We start from the raw sequence: 16,969 nt of genomic DNA on the forward strand, positions 1-16,969 counted from the left end.
GTCAGGGGGTGTGTGCGTCTTTCGCTTGGGGCAACTTGAGAGGAAGGCAGCATGTTAGAACATAGCCAATTGGCCGTGTCTGCGCCTTCCGGCGCTCCGCAGCACTGGCATGACATCGATTGGTGGCGTGTTCAGCGGAATGTCCGGGCGATGCAGATACGGATTGCGAAGGCTTGTCGGGAAGGCAACTGGCGCAGGGTGAAAGCCCTGCAACGGATGCTGACCCGCTCTCGCTCGGCCAGATACTTGGCCGTACGGCGAGTCACTGAAAACCAGGGTAAGCGCACGGCGGGAGTCGACCGCGTGCTCTGGGATACACCCGATGCCAAATGGAAGGCGGCAAATGGGTTGAAGCGCCATGGATATAAGCCGCGGCCTTTACGGCGTGTGTTTATTCCGAAGTCAAATGGAAAGGAGCGTCCTCTGGGCATTCCGACCATGACGGACAGGGCAATGCAGGCGTTGTATTTGCTTGCTCTGGCACCCATTGCAGAAACCACCGGCGATCCAAACAGCTACGGCTTTAGGGTCGAGCGATCTACGGCGGATGCAATGGGGCAGTTGTTCGTATGCCTATCCAAGAAGGTTTCGGCCCAATGGGTTTTGGAGGCGGACATCAAAGGCTGCTTTGACCATATCAATCATGACTGGCTTATCACCAACGTCCCAACGGATAAGGTGGTTCTCCGAAAATGGTTGAAAGCTGGCGTGATTCATAAGGGCCAGCTACAGGCAACGGATGCCGGTACGCCACAGGGCGGGATTGTCTCGCCCAGCTTGGCGAATCTGGTGCTGGATGGGCTGGAGTCACTACTTAAGCAACATCTGGGTGTGACCAAGGCCAAGAAGCTGAAAATCAATGTGGTGCGTTACGCGGATGACTTTGTGATAACTGGAACCTCGCGAGAGGTGCTGGAAACTGAAGTCAGACCTTGGGTGGAGCAGTTCCTAGCAGTGCGGGGGCTGCAGTTGTCACTCGAGAAGACGCGTATCGTCCATATAAAGGAAGGCTTTGACTTTCTAGGTTGGAATTTCCGCAAGTACGATGGGAAGCTTCTGATCAAGCCAAGCAAGAAAAACGTGAAAGCGTTCTATAGCAAGGTAAGGGAGGTCATCAGTACCAGCAAAGCGGTAAGGCAGGAGGATCTGATCCGACAGCTTAATCCGATACTGCGTGGCTGGGCGTTCTATCACCAGCCTGTGGTAGCCAAGAAAGCGTATAGCCGCATGGATTACATGATCTTTCTGGCTCTATGGCGTTGGGCAAAACGGCGACACCCTAAGAAAACACTCCAGTGGATCGGAGCGAAATACTTTAAACCCATGAAGGGGCGGAAAGGGGTGTTTGCTACCGCGACGATGAATGACAAGGGAGAGATGCGGACGATCGAGTTGTACTCGCTAGCGAGCACTCCGATCGAACGACACAAGAAGGTGAGTGGGGAGTACAACCCCTTCGATCCTTCTATGGAGGAAATGGGTGAGAAAAGGCGTATGGAACAGATGCTCAAAAGGCTGGCGTACCGTAAGCAAATCTTGAGCCTATTCCAGAGTCAGAAAGGATTGTGTCCAATATGTAAGTTACCGATTACGAAGGAGACGGGGTGGCATGATCACCACATTCTGTACCGCACAAAAGGCGGTGGAGACTCCCTAAATAACCGGGTACTATTGCACCCCCTTTGTCACCAGCGGCTACACGCTCGCGGATTGACAGTGAACAAACCGGCTCCCCTTACCGGGGGTTTTGATTAGGCCCGAGCCGTATGCGGGGAAACTCGCACGTACGGTTCTTAGGGGGAGGTGGGCCAGTAATGGCCCATCTCTACCCGACATTCTTGGGTCGGAAACGGCCGGCTAACGTCTGTGCAACGAGGAATATCCATGCAAGTTTCTGTTGAAAATACTACTGCTATCGAGCGCCGCATGAGCATCACCGTGCCGGCAGAGCGCATCGAGACTGCGGTCAACAAGCGTCTGCAGCAGACTGCCCAGAAGGCCAAGATCGCTGGTTTCCGTCCAGGCAAAGTGCCGATGAGCGAAATCAAGCGCCGTTTTGGTGCTGATGCGCGTCAAGATGCCGTAGGCGACGTGATCCAGGCTTCCTTCTACGAAGCTGTTGTCGAGCAAAAGCTGAACCCGGCTGGTTCGCCTTCCATCGAGCCTAAGTCCCTGGAAGCTGGCAAGGACCTGGAATACGTTGCCGTATTCGAAGTGTTCCCAGAGTTCGAAGTGGCTGGTTTCGAAGGTATCGAAATCGAGCGCCTGAGCGCCGAAGTGGCTGATGCCGACCTGGACAACATGCTGGAAATCCTGCGCAAGCAGAACACCCGTTTTGAAGTGGCCGATCGTGCCGCCCAGAACGAAGACCAGTTGAACATCGATTTCGTGGGCAAGGTTGACGGCGAAGTATTCGCTGGCGGCTCGGCCAAGGGCACCCAGTTGGTTCTGGGTTCCAACCGCATGATCCCGGGTTTCGAAGACGGCCTGGTTGGCGCTAAAGCCGGCGAAGAGCGCGTCCTGAACCTGACTTTCCCTGCTGACTACCAAAACCTGGACCTGGCTGGCAAAGCTGCCGAGTTCACCGTGACGGTCAACAGCGTTTCCGAGCCTAAGCTGCCAGAGCTGAACGAAGAGTTCTTCGCCCAGTTCGGTATCAAGGAAACCGGTATCGAAGGTTTCCGCGCCGAAGTTCGCAAGAACATGGAGCGTGAGCTGCGCCAGGCCATCAAGTCCAAGGTCAAGAACCAGGTAATGGACGGTCTGCTGGCCGCCAACCCGATCGAAGTGCCTAAGGCCCTGCTGTCCAATGAAGTGGATCGCCTGCGCGTACAAGCTGTTCAGCAGTTTGGTGGCAACATCAAGCCTGACCAACTGCCGGCCGAGCTGTTCGAAGAACAAGCCAAGCGCCGTGTCGTGTTGGGCCTGATCGTGGCTGAAGTGGTCAAGCAGTTCGACCTCAAGCCTGACGAAGACCGCGTTCGCGAAATGATCCAGGAAATGGCTTCGGCCTACCAGGAGCCTGAGCAGGTCGTGGCTTGGTACTACAAGAATGACCAGCAACTGAACGAAGTCCGTTCGGTTGTGCTGGAAGAACAAGTTGTGGATACTGTTCTGCAGAAGGCTAAGGTGACCGACAAAGCGGTCTCTTACGAAGAAGCAGTCAAGCCGGCTGAAGCAGCACAAGCCGACTGATTGTCCAACTCGTTTGAAAATACACCCATAAGCCAGCCTCGCGCTGGCTTATGCGTATTCAAGACATGACTATTTGGGAGTAACTGCAGAGCATGTTCCGTAATTCGTATATTCAGCAGAACTCTGATATCCAGGCCGCAGGCGGCCTGGTCCCGATGGTTGTCGAGCAATCTGCTCGTGGCGAACGCGCCTATGACATCTACTCGCGCCTGCTCAAGGAGCGAGTGATCTTTCTGGTTGGTCCGGTAGAGGACTACATGGCCAACCTGATCTGTGCGCAACTGCTGTTCCTTGAAGCGGAAAACCCGGACAAGGACATCCATCTCTACATCAACTCCCCAGGCGGTTCGGTAACGGCGGGCATGTCGATCTACGACACCATGCAGTTCATCAAGCCGAATGTATCCACCACGTGCATTGGCCAGGCCTGCAGCATGGGTGCATTCCTGCTGACAGCCGGTGCCGAAGGCAAGCGTTTCTGCCTGCCCAACTCGCGCGTGATGATTCACCAGCCACTGGGCGGTTTCCAGGGGCAGGCATCGGACATCGAGATCCACGCCAAGGAAATCCTGTTTATCCGCGAGCGTCTCAACACGCTGATGGCCAAGCACAGCGGGCACACCCTGGAAGAAATCGAGCGCGATACCAACCGCGACAACTTCATGAGTGCCGAGGCCGCGCGTGAATACGGGCTGATCGACGCCGTGATCGACAAGCGCCCCGCTTAATATAAGCAGCTCAAAATAGGGCTGGTCGGCATGTCCGACCACTGGCGGGCTTGAAAAAGCCCGCATAAGCCTTCATCTTGTGTTGCAAGCCTATCGGATTTGGATCGAACGAATGACTGACACCCGCAACGGCGAGGACAACGGCAAGCTGCTCTATTGCTCCTTCTGTGGCAAAAGCCAGCATGAAGTGCGCAAATTGATTGCCGGCCCCTCGGTCTTTATCTGCGACGAGTGCGTCGACCTGTGCAATGACATCATCCGTGAGGAGGTGCAGGAGGCACAGGCCGAAAGCAGCGCGCATAAATTGCCTTCGCCTAAAGAAATCAGCGGCATCCTTGACCAGTACGTGATTGGTCAAGAGCGTGCAAAGAAGGTTCTGGCCGTAGCGGTGTACAACCACTACAAGCGCTTGAACCAGCGTGACAAGAAAGGCGACGAAGTCGAACTCGGCAAGAGCAACATCTTGCTGATCGGTCCTACAGGCTCGGGTAAGACCCTGCTTGCAGAAACCCTCGCTCGCCTGCTGAACGTTCCGTTCACCATCGCCGACGCCACCACCCTCACCGAGGCTGGCTACGTGGGTGAAGATGTCGAGAACATCATTCAGAAACTGCTGCAGAAGTGCGACTACGACGTAGAGAAAGCCCAGATGGGTATTGTCTATATCGATGAAATCGACAAGATTTCGCGCAAGTCCGACAACCCGTCGATCACTCGGGATGTTTCCGGTGAAGGCGTGCAGCAAGCCCTGCTGAAGCTGATTGAAGGCACGGTCGCTTCCGTACCGCCCCAAGGCGGCCGCAAGCACCCGCAGCAGGAATTCCTGCAGGTTGATACGCGCAACATCCTGTTTATCTGTGGCGGCGCGTTCTCCGGTCTGGAAAAGGTCATCCAGCAGCGTTCCACTCGGGGTGGCATTGGTTTCAGTGCAGAAGTGCGCAGCAAGGAAGAAGGCAAGAAGGTGGGCGAGTCCCTGCGTGAAGTCGAGCCTGACGATTTGGTCAAGTTTGGTCTGATCCCGGAATTCGTTGGTCGTCTGCCGGTCCTGGCCACGTTGGACGAGCTGGATGAGGCTGCTCTGATTCAGATCCTCACCGAGCCGAAAAACGCCCTGACCAAGCAATACGCCAAGCTGTTCGAAATGGAAGGCGTGGACCTTGAGTTCCGTTCTGACGCGCTCAAGTCGGTGGCCAAGCGGGCACTGGAGCGCAAGACCGGCGCACGCGGTTTGCGTTCGATTCTCGAAGGCGTACTGCTCGACACCATGTACGAAATCCCCTCGCAGTCCGAGGTGAGTAAAGTGGTGATCGACGAAAGCGTTATAGAAGGTAAGTCCAAGCCACTGTATATCTACGAAAACAGTGAGCCGACTGCCAAGGCTGCGCCAGACGCATAAGCGTTGCGCAGTTTCGGTACAAACAAGGGGCCTCTAGGGGCCCCTTTGTTTTTCATGAGAATTTTTACTGTGTGTAACTGCCAGCATTGAGCTTGTTTTTTTTACACGCAGCCCCCATCTTGGTTTCAAGCTTACTTTCATCTGTCATAGAGGCGAAATCATGAAGACAACCATTGAATTGCCTCTCCTGCCATTGCGTGATGTGGTTGTGTATCCGCACATGGTTATCCCGCTGTTCGTGGGGCGCGAGAAGTCTATCGAAGCCCTTGAGGCAGCGATGACGGGCGACAAGCAGATCCTGCTGTTGGCCCAGAGAAACCCGGCTGACGACGATCCTGGCGAAGACGCCCTGTATCGCGTTGGTACTATTGCAACCGTTCTGCAATTGCTCAAGCTGCCGGATGGCACCGTCAAGGTGCTGGTCGAAGGTGAGCAGCGCGGGGCGGTCGAGCGCTTCATGGAGGTGGATGGCCACCTGCGTGCGGAAGTGGCATTGATCGACGAAGTCGATGCACCTGAGCGCGAATCCGAAGTCTTTGTGCGTAGCCTGCTGTCCCAGTTCGAGCAATACGTGCAACTGGGCAAGAAAGTCCCGGCTGAAGTCCTGTCCTCCCTCAACAGCATCGATGAGCCAAGCCGCCTGGTCGACACCATGGCCGCGCACATGGCGCTGAAAATCGAGCAGAAGCAGGACATCCTCGAAATCATCGACCTGTCGACCCGGGTCGAGCACGTCCTGGCGCTGCTGGATGCCGAGATTGACCTGTTGCAGGTCGAGAAGCGCATTCGTGGCCGCGTAAAGAAACAGATGGAGCGCAGCCAGCGCGAGTACTACCTGAATGAGCAGATGAAGGCCATTCAGAAGGAACTCGGCGATAGCGAGGAAGGCCACAACGAAATCGAAGAGCTGAAAAAGCGCATCGACGCCGCTGGCCTGCCGAAAGACGCCCTGACCAAAGCCACCGCCGAGCTGAACAAGCTCAAGCAAATGTCGCCGATGTCGGCCGAAGCCACCGTGGTTCGTTCCTACATCGACTGGCTGGTGCAGGTACCGTGGAAAGCCCAGACCAAGGTACGCCTGGACCTGGCGCGTGCCGAAGACATCCTCGATGCCGATCACTACGGCCTTGAAGAGGTCAAGGAGCGCATCCTCGAATACCTCGCCGTGCAGAAGCGGGTGAAGAAGATTCGCGGCCCGGTGTTGTGCCTGGTGGGTCCTCCTGGCGTGGGTAAAACCTCGTTGGCTGAGTCGATCGCCAGTGCAACAAACCGTAAATTCGTGCGTATGGCCCTCGGTGGCGTGCGTGACGAGGCGGAAATTCGCGGCCATCGCCGGACTTACATCGGTTCGATGCCGGGAAGATTGATTCAAAAGATGACAAAGGTCGGGGTGCGCAACCCGCTGTTCCTGCTCGATGAAATCGACAAAATGGGCAGCGACATGCGTGGCGATCCAGCATCGGCCCTGCTGGAAGTACTCGACCCCGAGCAGAACCACAATTTCAACGATCATTACCTGGAAGTCGATTACGACTTGTCTGACGTAATGTTCCTGTGCACCTCCAACTCCATGAACATTCCGCCAGCCTTGCTGGACCGGATGGAGGTGATTCGTCTGCCGGGTTACACCGAAGACGAGAAGATCAATATCGCGGTCAAATACCTTGCGCCCAAGCAGATTTCGGCCAATGGCCTGAAGAAGGGCGAGATCGAATTCGATGTCGAGGCGATCCGCGATATCGTGCGCTACTACACTCGCGAGGCCGGTGTGCGGGGGCTTGAACGCCAGATTGCGAAAATTTGCCGCAAGGCGGTCAAGGAGCATGCACTGGAAAAACGCTTCTCCGTGAAGGCTACGGCCGACTCGTTGGAGCATTACCTGGGTGTGCGTAAATTCCGCTACGGTTTGGCCGAGCAGCAGGATCAGGTAGGGCAGGTCACTGGCCTGGCGTGGACCCAGGTAGGCGGCGAATTGTTGACTATCGAAGCCGCAGTGATTCCTGGCAAAGGGCAATTGATCAAGACCGGTTCTTTGGGTGACGTGATGGTCGAGTCCATCACCGCCGCGCAGACCGTGGTGCGCAGTCGCGCCCGTAGCCTGGGAATCCCCCTGGACTTCCACGAGAAGCACGACACTCACATCCACATGCCTGAGGGGGCTACACCCAAAGACGGCCCTAGCGCTGGCGTAGGCATGTGCACGGCCCTGGTCTCGGCCCTGACCGGCATCCCGGTACGCGCTGATGTGGCCATGACCGGGGAAATTACCCTGCGTGGTCAGGTATTGGCCATCGGTGGCTTGAAAGAGAAATTGCTTGCTGCACACCGCGGTGGTATCAAGACCGTGATCATTCCGGAAGAGAATGTTCGCGATTTGAAGGAAATTCCTGACAACATTAAGCAGGATCTGCAGATTAAACCGGTTAAATGGATTGACGAGGTCCTGCAAATTGCGCTGCAATACGCGCCGGAGCCCTTGCCGGATGTGGCTCCCGAGATAGTCGCGAAGGACGAAAAGCGCGAGACTGACTCTAAGGAAAGAATTAGCACGCATTAATACGTTTAAGCCTGGGGGCTTCCTTGACAGATTTTTAGAGCCCTTGTTATAAAGCGGCTCTTAAGTGTCTGTAGGCCATTCAGCACTGGTTTTTGCTTTCACCAAAAAACTTAGAATCATACTCAATAGATATAAGGGGACTTAGAGTGAACAAGTCGGAACTGATTGATGCTATCGCCGCATCTGCTGATATCCCGAAAGCCGCTGCTGGCCGTGCGCTGGACGCAGTAATCGAATCCGTCACTGGCGCTCTCAAGGCCGGCGACTCCGTGGTACTGGTAGGCTTCGGCACTTTCTCTGTGACCGATCGTCCAGCTCGCACTGGCCGTAACCCACAGACTGGCAAAGCACTGCAAATCGCTGCTGCCAAGAAACCAGGTTTCAAAGCCGGTAAAGCCCTGAAAGAAGCCGTTAACTAAGCTTCGTTCAAGCCTTTGCCTATCCGGGCCGGACGCAGGTCTGGCCTGGCAGCGGAGCGGCAACTGACCCAAGTATCCATTGGGTCGCTACGCCGGGGGGCGGGTTCAACACCCGTCCGTTCCGCCAGTTACGAGAAGGCGCATCCTCGGATGCGCCTTTCTTCTATCCGGATTCTACCCACGCTCCACGGTTGCCTAATTTTGAAGTTCAACCGTTTCTGGGGGACGCATGCTGCAGAATATCAGGGACAATTCACAAGGCTGGATTGCCAAGACCATTATCGGGCTCATCGTTGTACTGATGGCCTTCACCGGTATCGAGGCCATTTTCCAGGCTACGACCAACAGCCAGGACGCGGCCAAGGTCAATGGTGAAGAAATCAGTCAGAACGAGCTGAGCCAGGCCGTCGACATGCAACGTCGGCAGTTGATGCAACAATTGGGCAAGGACTTCGACGCGTCCTTGCTGGATGAAAAAATGCTGCGCGAAGCGGCCCTCAAGGGCCTGATCGATCGTAAGCTGCTGCTGCAAGGCGCGGCCGATTCGAAGTTCTCCTTCTCGGAAGCTGCACTGGACCAAGTGATCCTGCAGACGCCGGAATTCCAGGAAGACGGCAAGTTCAGCGCTGAACGCTTCGACCAGGTGATCCGTCAACTGGGTTACAGCCGTATGCAGTTCCGTCAGATGCTGACCCAGGAAATGCTCATCGGCCAACTGCGCGCAGGCATTGCCGGCAGCGGTTTTGTCACCGACCAGGAAGTCCTGAACTTCGCGCGTCTGGAAAAACAGACCCGTGATTTCGCCACCGTCAGCGTCAAGGCCGACCCGGGTGCCGTGAAACTCACCGACGACGAGGTCAAGGCTTACTACGACCAGCACGCCAAGGAGTTCATGACCCCGGACCAGGTCGTCATCGACTACCTGGAGCTGAAGAAGGCTTCGTTCTTTGACCAGGTAACGGTCAAGGACGATGAGCTGCAGGCCCTGTACGAGAAAGAAACCGCCAACCTCGCTGAACAGCGTCGTGCCGCGCACATCCTGATCGAAGTCAACGACAAGATGACCGAGGCGCAAGCCAAGGCCAAGATCGAAGAGGTCCAGGCGCGCCTGGCCAAGGGCGAAAGCTTCGAGGCCCTGGCCAAGGAGTTCTCCCAGGATCCAGGTTCGGCCAACAATGGCGGCGACCTGGGTTTTGCAGGTCCTGGTGTCTACGATCCCGACTTCGAAACCGCCCTGTACGCCTTGAACAAGGACCAGGTTTCGGCGCCGGTACGTTCCAGCTTCGGCTGGCACCTGATCAAGCTGTTGGGCGTTGAAGCACCTGAAGTGCCATCGTTCGCCAGCCTGAAAGACAAACTGACCCGCGAGCTGAAGACCCAGCAAGTGGAGCAGCGCTTCGTCGAGGCGACCAAGCAACTGGAAGACGCGGCATTTGAAGCCTCCGACCTGGCCCAGCCGGCCTCGGACCTGAAGCTGACCGTACACACCTCGGCGCCGTTTGGCCGTGAAGGTGGTGAAGGCATCGCGGCCAACCGTGCCGTGATCCAGGCTGCTTTCAGTCCTGAAGTGCTGGATGAAGGTGCCAACAGCACCGCCATCGAGCTGGATCCGGAAACCATCGTGGTCCTGCGCGCCAAAGAGCACCGCAAGCCTGAGCAACTGCCACTGGCAAGCGTGGAAACGGCCATCCGTGCACAGTTGACCAAGGAGCGTGCAAGCGCTGCGGCGAAGACTCACGCTGACGAACTGATCGCCAGCCTGCGTGATGGCAAGTTGCCGTTGGATAAGCCGGTTGATGGCCAGGCCTGGAAAGTCACTGAAGCAGCCACCCGTGGCCAGGAAGGCGTTGAGCCTGCCGTGCTGCAGGCTCTGTTCCGCATGGCCAAGCCGGCGGCGAAGGACAAACCGACCTTTGCCGACGTGACCCTGCCTGACGGCAGCTTGATGATCGTACGCTTGAACAGCGTCAACGAAGGGGCTGCACCTACCGATGAAGAGAAGGAGCAGTATCGTCGCTTCCTCGCTTCGCGGGTCGGTCAGCAAGACTTCGCTGCGTTCCGTAAGGAACTGGAAGCCAAGGCTGACATCAAGCGGTTCTGATGTCGTGAGATAGCCTTAAAAAAGACCCCGGCCTGAAAGCTGGGGTCTTTTTTTGCCTGCGCACCGAGGTTTTGTAGGCGCGAGCGTGCTCGCGAAGAACCTGAGAGCGCCGCGTATACCCAGCAAGCCCCCTTTATCGTTAACGTCTTTCGCGAGCAAGCTCGCTCCTACCTTACTGGGGGCTCCGGGTCTTTAAGGTTGCGATCAATGCCAGCATGGCCAAGCCAGCGACCGCCCAGGGAAAGGACATCACGCCCCATCCTTGCAGCAGCACACCACCTACCAGCCCGCCGCCGGCAATTCCCAGGTTCCACACCGTCACCAGCATTGATTGGGCAGCATCCGCAGAGTTGCCGGCAGACTTGGCCAATGCCGTTTGCAGCAGGGCAGGCAAACCACCAAAGGCCAATCCCCAGAGGGCGATGGATGCATAGACGATATCGGCATCCGTCATCCACAACCCCAACCCCAACGCCGCCGCGCCAAACATCACACAACTGACCAGCAGCAGGGTGTGGAGGCGCCGATCAATCAACAGGCCGACGATCCAGATCCCCATCAGTGCAGCCAGGCCAAACACCAGCAGCACCTGGTCAATGTCAGCGGCGATCCCGGCGGGCACCAGGAACGGCGCGATGTAGGTGTACAGAATGTTATGCGCCAGCACGTAGGTAAAGGTCACCCACAGCACCGGACGTACCCCCGGCAAGCACAGGACCTGGCGTAAGCCCAGACGCTGTTGCGCCCCTTGCCCGGCAAAATCGGGCACCTGCCAGCGTACCCACGCCAACAGCACCACGGTCAGCCCGGTCATGATCGCAAAGCTCAAGCGCCAGCCTACCGCCGTGCCGAGAAAGGTCCCGGCCGGCACCCCGAGGGACAGCGCCAGGGGGGCACCAAGCATCGCCACGGCAATCGCCCGGCCTTGCAGGTGTGGCGCCACCATGCGGCTGGCATATCCCGCCAGCAGCGCCCAGAGCAAGCCCGCAAAGACCCCGGCCAGCAAGCGCGCAACCAGCGTCAGCCAATAGACACTGGAAAGCGCCGTGACACTGTTGACCAGCGCAAAGCCGCCAATGGCGATCAGCAGCAAGGGCCGGCGCCGCCAGCCACGGGTGGCGATGGTCAAGGGAATGGCGGCCAGCAACGAACCAAGGGCATACAGCGTCACGAGTTGGCCGACCAGCGCCTCGCTAACCCCCAGGCCGGCGCTCATCTGGGGCAGCAGGCCGGCGGGCATCGCTTCGGTGAGGATGGTGATGAAACCGGCGGTGGCCAGCGCCAGCAAACCCATCATGGGCAGGCGTTCGCGGGGGCTGGACAGGCATTGGGTTGTACTGCTGTCGTTCATGTGGCTCGGCTCCGTATTCAAGGCATCAGGACATTGGGGCAGAGTAGGGGGCTGAAGCGTTGGGAAAAATAGGCTAAGGTTCCGAACTTATCGGATGTTTATATCCGTAATCAGCAGGAAGGGACAATGGACAGCCTGGGCAGTATTTCGGTGTTTGTGCAGGTCGCGGAAACCCGCAGCTTTACCCAGGCCGGTCGCGTGCTGGGGGTGTCTTCCTCGGCCGTCGGCAAAAGCATTGCGCGTATGGAGCAACGCCTGGGTGTGCGCCTGTTTCATCGCAGCACCCGCAGTATCACCCTGACTGCCGAGGGCGCGCTGTTCCTCGAACGATCGCGGCGGATCCTGGCTGAAGTGGACGCGGCGGAGCAGGAGTTGATCGAAGCGACGGCCATCCCCCGTGGCAAATTGCGTATCAGCTTGCCCCAGGTCCGGGGCTTGTTGATGCCGGTGCTGACCGAGTTCATGCGGGCTTATCCGGATATCGAGTTGGACGTGGATTTTTCCGACCGTATGGTGGATGTGATCGAAGAAGGATTCGACGCCGTGGTGCGCACCGGTAAACCTGAGGATTCGCGGCTGACGGCCCGACTGCTGGGGCACTATCGGTTGGTGTTGGTGGGATCGGCACAGTACTTCGCCCTACATGGCACACCGGTTTGTCCTACGGATCTGAATCGCCACGCCTGCCTGCGCCACAAATTCTGCGCCACGGGCAAGCTGGAAGCCTGGCCATTGCGCCATCTACCGGGTGAGCCCGAGCCCGTGTTGCGCGCGCCGTTGATCAGCACCACTATCGAGTCGTTGAACCATGTGGTGCATGAGGGCCTGGGGATCGCCTGCCTGCCGGACTTCATGGTTCGTGAATCCGTGGAGCAGGGCCGCCTGCAACGGGTACTGGACGATTACCTTGAGCACCACGGCAGCTTCTGGATGCTATGGCCGTCAAGTCGGCATGCCTCGGCCAAACTGCGGGTGTTTATCGATCATATGAGTGCCAGGCTTTTTCCTACGCCTGGCGTCGCGTCAGCCGCTGGCGTCTTACCCACAGGAATCCGCGCGCAGACCACATGATCTGTTGCACAATACCGCCCTGACCGTTTTCCTCAGGATCATCAATGTCGACTTCATTTCACTTGCGTGGCCTTGCGCTTGCGCTGGTGCTGGCAGGCGCCACGGGCTGCTCGTCGCCCAAGACCGCTATCTACGAACATGAGAATTTCGACGACTCCGGTACGTTTTCACGCAATTACCCGGTCAGCGATGTCGCGGCCTGTGAAGCGGCACGCCGGGCGTTGCTCAGCCAGGGCTATATCATCACCAGCAGCGACCCCAAGCTGGTGAGCGGCAACAAGAGTTTCCAGCAGACCGGTGAGACCCATCTGCAGATCAGTTTCAACGTGGTCTGTGCCGAAGATGGCAGCAGCGAGCATCATGCGACCATGTTTGCCAACGCCCTGCAGGATCGCTATGCGCTGAAGAAGGTCAATAACTCCGCCAGCCTGGGGGTGGGTGTACTCGGTTCGGTATCGATGCCGATCGGCTCCACCGACGACTCTATGGTCAAGGTGGCCAGCGAGACGGTCACTTCGCCCAAGTTCTATGACCGCTACTTTGCCTTGGTGGACGTATTCCTGCCTCAGGAAGTGAAGGCTGCCGAACACATTCAAGAGGCGCCCAAGGCTGACCTTGGCGTGCCGGAGCCCAAGCCCGCGCCGCTGATCGAGAAGGTTGAGACACCCGATGAAGCGCCGGCTGCGCCTGTTGCTCCAGCAGTCTCGGAACCGCTGTCGCCGCCACCGGAGACAGCGCCGATCATGCCCCAGCAAACGCCAGCGCAACCGACGGAACCGGCGCCAGCCACGCCTTTGCTGCCGGCACCGACGGAAGCGATCCCGCCGCTGCCGGCCCAGTGACTACACGTTGACGGGGTCGGTCTTGTCGACGTCGATCCCGTAGCGGCTGATTGCCTCGCTGACCTTGGCGCGGTTGATCAGGCAATCGTCCGCCAGGCCCTTCAATGCGGCCAGGACGATGAAGTGGCGATCTACCTCGAAGAATTCGCGCAGCGCTTCACGAGTATCGGACTGGCCAAAGCCATCGGTACCCAGGGCGACCAGGCGCCGGCCCGCCATGAATGGGCGAATCTGATCGGCGAAGATTTTCATGTAGTCGGTGGCAATCACCACTGGCCCTGCGCGGTCCGTCAGGCATTGCTCCACGTAGCTAGTACGTGGCGTTTCCTGCGGATGCAGGAGGTTCCAGCGCTCCACGGCGTGACCATCGCGGCGCAGTTCGGTGAGGCTGGTGACACTCCAGACGTCAGAGTCCACGTCAAAGTCCTTGCGTAACAAGTCCGCGGCGGCGATCACCTCGCGCAGGATCGAGCCACTGCCCATCAGCTGCACCTGGGGCTGCTGGCCGGCTTTCAGGCAATACATCCCCTTGAGAATTCCGTCTTCGACGTCGTCGGGCATGGCCGGGTGCGGGTAGTTTTCGTTGAGCAGGGTGATGTAGTAGTAAATGTCCTGCTGCTCGACAAACATGCGCCGTATGCCCTCACGGATGATTACGGCAAGCTCGTAGGCAAAGGTCGGGTCGTAGGACACACAGCAAGGGATCACCGAGGCCATTACGTGGCTATGCCCGTCATCGTGTTGCAACCCTTCGCCCATCAGGGTGGTGCGCCCGGCAGTGGCGCCCAGCAGGAACCCGCGGGCCCGCGCATCGCCTGCGGCCCAGGCCAGGTCGCCAATGCGCTGGAAGCCGAACATCGAATAGAAGATGTAGAAGGGCACCATCATCACGCCGTGGTTGGCGTAGGACGTACTGGCGGCGATCCAAGAAGAAAATGCACCGGACTCATTCAGGCCTTCCTGCAGGATCTGGCCGTCCTTGCTCTCTTTGTAGTAGCTCAGTTGGCCCGCGTCCTGGGGGGTATAGAGTTGGCCCACGGCAGAATGAATACCGATCTGGCGGAACAGGCTCTCCATGCCGAACGTGCGGGACTCGTCCGGCACGATAGGTACGATCAGCTTGCCCAGGTTAGGGTCTTTGAGCAGGGTGCCGAGGATGCGGACGAAGGCCATGGTGGTGGAAATGGCGCGCTCGCCGGTGTCTTTGAGTTGCGTGGCAAAGGCCTCGAGCGGGGGGGCTTGCAGCGCTGGCACCGAACTGTGCCGGGCTGGAACGTAGCCGCCGAGCGCTTGGCGTCGAGCGGCAAAGTAGCGCGCTTCTTCGCTGTCTGGCGCCGGCTTGAGATAGGGGATTTGTGCCAGTTGGTCGTCGGCCACTTCGAGGCCGAACCGGTCACGGAAGGCCTTGACCGCCTCGGCGCCCATTTTCTTCAGTTGGTGGTTGATGTTCTGGCCTTCGCCCGCTTCACCCATGCCAAAACCCTTGACGGTTTTCGCCAGGATCACTGTAGGTTGGCCGGTATGGCGAACGGCGGCGGCATAGGCGTTATAGACCTTGTCGGGGTCATGGCCGCCCCGTGAGAGCTTCCAGATTTCATCGTCGGAAAGATCCGCCACCAGCGCCAGCAACTCCGGGTATTTGCCGAAGAAATGTTCGCGCACATAGGCGCCGTTTTGCGACTTGTAGTTCTGATAGTCGCCGTCTACGCACTCCATCATGCGCTGACGCAGCAGGCCGCTGGTGTCCTTGTCCAGCAGGGCGTCCCAGCCACCGCCCCAGATGACTTTGATCACGTTCCAGCCGGCAGCGCGGTACAGGCTCTCGAACTCCTGGATCACCTTGGCGTTGCCGCGTACCGGGCCATCGAGGCGCTGAAGGTTGCAATTGACCACGAAAATCAGGTTGTCCAGCTTCTCGCGCCCGGCCAGAGAGATCGCCGCGAGGGATTCCGGCTGGTCCATTTCGCCATCCCCCAGGAAGGCCCAGACCTTGCGCCCCTCCTGCGGCTTGAGGGCGCGCAGGTCCAGGTAGCGCATGAACCGCGCCTGGTAGGCCGCAGTGATGGGCCCCAGGCCCATCGACACCGTAGGAAACTGCCAGAAGTCCGGCATCAACCGGGGATGGGGATAGGAGGACAGGCCCTGACCACCGGCCTCGCGGCGGAAGTTGTCGAGTTGTGCTTCGTTGATACGCCCTTCAAGGTAGGCGCGACCGTAAATGCCTGGCGAGGAGTGACCCTGGATGTACACCAGGTCGCCGGCGAAGGTCTCGGTACGGCCACGAAAGAAATGGTCAAAGCCTACGTCGTACAACACTGCAGCCGACGCATACGTGGCGATATGTCCACCCACGCCCGAGTGCTTGCCGGCGCGCAATACCATGGCCATGGCATTCCAGCGGATAAACGCATTGAGCCTGCGTTCTACCGCCAGGTTGCCGGGGTAGGGCAGTTGGCGGTCCACCGCGATGGTGTTGACGTAAGGGGTGGTGACCCGTCCGTGGAAGTCGCCATGGCGCGCTACGTCGAAATCCAGCAACTGATCGATCAGGTAATGGGCGCGCGGGCGGCCTTCGGTGGACAGCACCGATTCGATGGACTCCAGCCATTCGCGCGTTTCCTGTGGATCGTCGTCGAGTCTTACTGCGTTGTTCGCGTTCATGTGAGGCTCCAGGGTGTGCGGTTATCAACGTGCGGGCTTCTTGTGGAAGGTGATTGGGCACGCTGTAAAATGATTGCAATTGCAACTACATGACTGAATTTAGCGCGGGATGAGCTACCATTGCAACCTTCTCGAATTCCCCGGATGGTGTTGCATGGCATCGAAAGAGCCTGATGTATGGTTTCGGTTTGTCAGGGCCCACAGGGCGGTCATCCGTGAAATTGAACGGCGCCTGACCCAGGCCGGCTTGCCGCCATACGCCTGGTACGACGCCTTGTGGGGCCTGGAAAGCGGTCCTGATGGCACTCGGCGCATGCATGAGTTGGCCGATGTACTGGCCATCGAGCGCTACAACCTGACGCGGTTGGTGGACCGCTTGGAAAAGGACGGCCTGGTGGTGCGCTCGCGCTGCGAGGGTGATGGGCGCGCCGCGTTTGCCTCGATCACCGATGAGGGCCGGGTGTTGCGTAAAAAGATGTGGGGCATCTACGAAAGTACCGTGGATGAATTGTTCCTTTCGCAACTCAACGCCGAGCAGCGTCAGGGCTTTTCCGATGCGCTGGAGCGCACGGCGGGGCTGGCGATGGCCAGTGCGCAAACACGGGGACGGCGCAGGTCTGAAACGCCATAGGCAAGGGCGTCTTCCCG

The 16,969-nt window shown here is 58.4% G+C and carries 12 protein-coding genes; 10 read left to right on the forward strand and 2 right to left on the reverse strand.

The window, feature by feature from the left end; genetic code table 11:
- Positions 1 to 51 precede the first annotated feature (51 nt).
- From ltrA to BFQ03_RS17650, 7 genes are all read left to right on the forward strand, one after another.
- On the forward strand, positions 52 to 1,755 hold the full coding sequence (ltrA, locus tag BFQ03_RS17620; RefSeq protein ID WP_065943651.1) for a group II intron reverse transcriptase/maturase: 1,704 nt from the start codon (positions 52 to 54) through the stop codon (positions 1,753 to 1,755).
- Between the two features lie 129 nt (positions 1,756 to 1,884).
- Positions 1,885 to 3,195, forward strand: a complete 1,311-nt coding sequence (gene tig / locus BFQ03_RS17625; protein ID WP_032860283.1) for a trigger factor — start codon at positions 1,885 to 1,887, stop codon at positions 3,193 to 3,195.
- A 92-nt stretch (positions 3,196 to 3,287) separates the two neighbouring features.
- Entirely contained in the window at positions 3,288 to 3,923 is a 636-nt protein-coding gene (gene clpP, locus BFQ03_RS17630) for an ATP-dependent Clp endopeptidase proteolytic subunit ClpP (protein WP_029298421.1), read from the forward strand.
- A gap of 112 nt (positions 3,924 to 4,035) precedes the next feature.
- Positions 4,036 to 5,319 (forward strand): ATP-dependent Clp protease ATP-binding subunit ClpX, encoded by a 1,284-nt coding sequence (gene clpX, locus BFQ03_RS17635; protein WP_032860281.1) that lies wholly within the window; start codon positions 4,036 to 4,038, stop codon positions 5,317 to 5,319.
- Positions 5,320 to 5,479: 160 nt separating this feature from the next.
- Positions 5,480 to 7,876, forward strand: coding sequence for an endopeptidase La (gene lon / locus BFQ03_RS17640; RefSeq protein WP_032860280.1), 2,397 nt, complete (start codon positions 5,480 to 5,482; stop codon positions 7,874 to 7,876).
- Positions 7,877 to 8,022: 146 nt separating this feature from the next.
- On the forward strand, positions 8,023 to 8,295 hold the full coding sequence (locus BFQ03_RS17645; protein ID WP_003174819.1) for an HU family DNA-binding protein: 273 nt from the start codon (positions 8,023 to 8,025) through the stop codon (positions 8,293 to 8,295).
- Positions 8,296 to 8,524: 229 nt separating this feature from the next.
- A complete protein-coding gene (locus BFQ03_RS17650; protein WP_065943652.1) occupies positions 8,525 to 10,396 on the forward strand; it encodes a SurA N-terminal domain-containing protein in 1,872 nt (623 codons plus the stop codon).
- A gap of 172 nt (positions 10,397 to 10,568) precedes the next feature.
- Here the strand turns inward: BFQ03_RS17650 and BFQ03_RS17655 are convergent, their stop codons facing one another.
- Positions 10,569 to 11,747, reverse strand: a complete 1,179-nt coding sequence (locus BFQ03_RS17655; protein WP_032860278.1) for an MFS transporter — start codon at positions 11,745 to 11,747, stop codon at positions 10,569 to 10,571.
- Between the two features lie 126 nt (positions 11,748 to 11,873).
- Here BFQ03_RS17655 and BFQ03_RS17660 point away from each other — a divergent pair, with 126 nt between their 5' ends.
- Positions 11,874 to 12,818, forward strand: a complete 945-nt coding sequence (locus tag BFQ03_RS17660; protein WP_050593350.1) for a LysR family transcriptional regulator — start codon at positions 11,874 to 11,876, stop codon at positions 12,816 to 12,818.
- A gap of 44 nt (positions 12,819 to 12,862) precedes the next feature.
- Positions 12,863 to 13,660 carry a DUF2242 domain-containing protein gene (locus BFQ03_RS17665; protein ID WP_032860277.1) on the forward strand — a complete coding sequence of 266 codons (798 nt, stop codon included), beginning with the start codon at positions 12,863 to 12,865 and terminating at the stop codon, positions 13,658 to 13,660.
- Here BFQ03_RS17665 and aceE read toward each other — a convergent pair whose 3' ends face one another.
- The gene (gene aceE, locus BFQ03_RS17670) at positions 13,661 to 16,321 is read right to left on the reverse strand and encodes a pyruvate dehydrogenase (acetyl-transferring), homodimeric type (RefSeq protein ID WP_065943653.1); all 2,661 of its coding nucleotides are present in this window, start codon (positions 16,319 to 16,321) and stop codon (positions 13,661 to 13,663) included. It lies immediately after the preceding gene.
- 154 nt (positions 16,322 to 16,475) lie between these two features.
- Here aceE and BFQ03_RS17675 point away from each other — a divergent pair, with 154 nt between their 5' ends.
- Positions 16,476 to 16,952: a MarR family winged helix-turn-helix transcriptional regulator gene (locus BFQ03_RS17675; RefSeq protein WP_029298408.1), complete on the forward strand. Its 477-nt coding sequence runs from the start codon at positions 16,476 to 16,478 to the stop codon at positions 16,950 to 16,952.
- Positions 16,953 to 16,969: the final 17 nt, after the last annotated feature.

It is taken from the genome of Pseudomonas sp. 25 R 14 (assembly GCF_900004755.1).
Lineage (GTDB): Bacteria > Pseudomonadota > Gammaproteobacteria > Pseudomonadales > Pseudomonadaceae > Aquipseudomonas > Aquipseudomonas brenneri.

Bases quoted from the DNA above. Each gene is read 5' to 3' on its own strand.
- clpP (WP_029298421.1), top strand. From the start codon at position 3,288: ATGTTCCGTAATTCGTATATTCAGCAGAACTCTGATATCCAGGCCGCA.
- BFQ03_RS17665 (WP_032860277.1), top strand. From the start codon at position 12,863: ATGTCGACTTCATTTCACTTGCGTGGCCTTGCGCTTGCGCTGGTGCTG.
- ltrA (WP_065943651.1), top strand. From the start codon at position 52: ATGTTAGAACATAGCCAATTGGCCGTGTCTGCGCCTTCCGGCGCTCCG.
- BFQ03_RS17650 (WP_065943652.1), top strand. From the start codon at position 8,525: ATGCTGCAGAATATCAGGGACAATTCACAAGGCTGGATTGCCAAGACC.
- BFQ03_RS17660 (WP_050593350.1), top strand. From the start codon at position 11,874: ATGGACAGCCTGGGCAGTATTTCGGTGTTTGTGCAGGTCGCGGAAACC.
- clpX (WP_032860281.1), top strand. From the start codon at position 4,036: ATGACTGACACCCGCAACGGCGAGGACAACGGCAAGCTGCTCTATTGC.
- BFQ03_RS17655 (WP_032860278.1), bottom strand. From the start codon at position 11,747: ATGAACGACAGCAGTACAACCCAATGCCTGTCCAGCCCCCGCGAACGC.
- tig (WP_032860283.1), top strand. From the start codon at position 1,885: ATGCAAGTTTCTGTTGAAAATACTACTGCTATCGAGCGCCGCATGAGC.
- lon (WP_032860280.1), top strand. From the start codon at position 5,480: ATGAAGACAACCATTGAATTGCCTCTCCTGCCATTGCGTGATGTGGTT.
- aceE (WP_065943653.1), bottom strand. From the start codon at position 16,321: ATGAACGCGAACAACGCAGTAAGACTCGACGACGATCCACAGGAAACG.
- BFQ03_RS17675 (WP_029298408.1), top strand. From the start codon at position 16,476: ATGGCATCGAAAGAGCCTGATGTATGGTTTCGGTTTGTCAGGGCCCAC.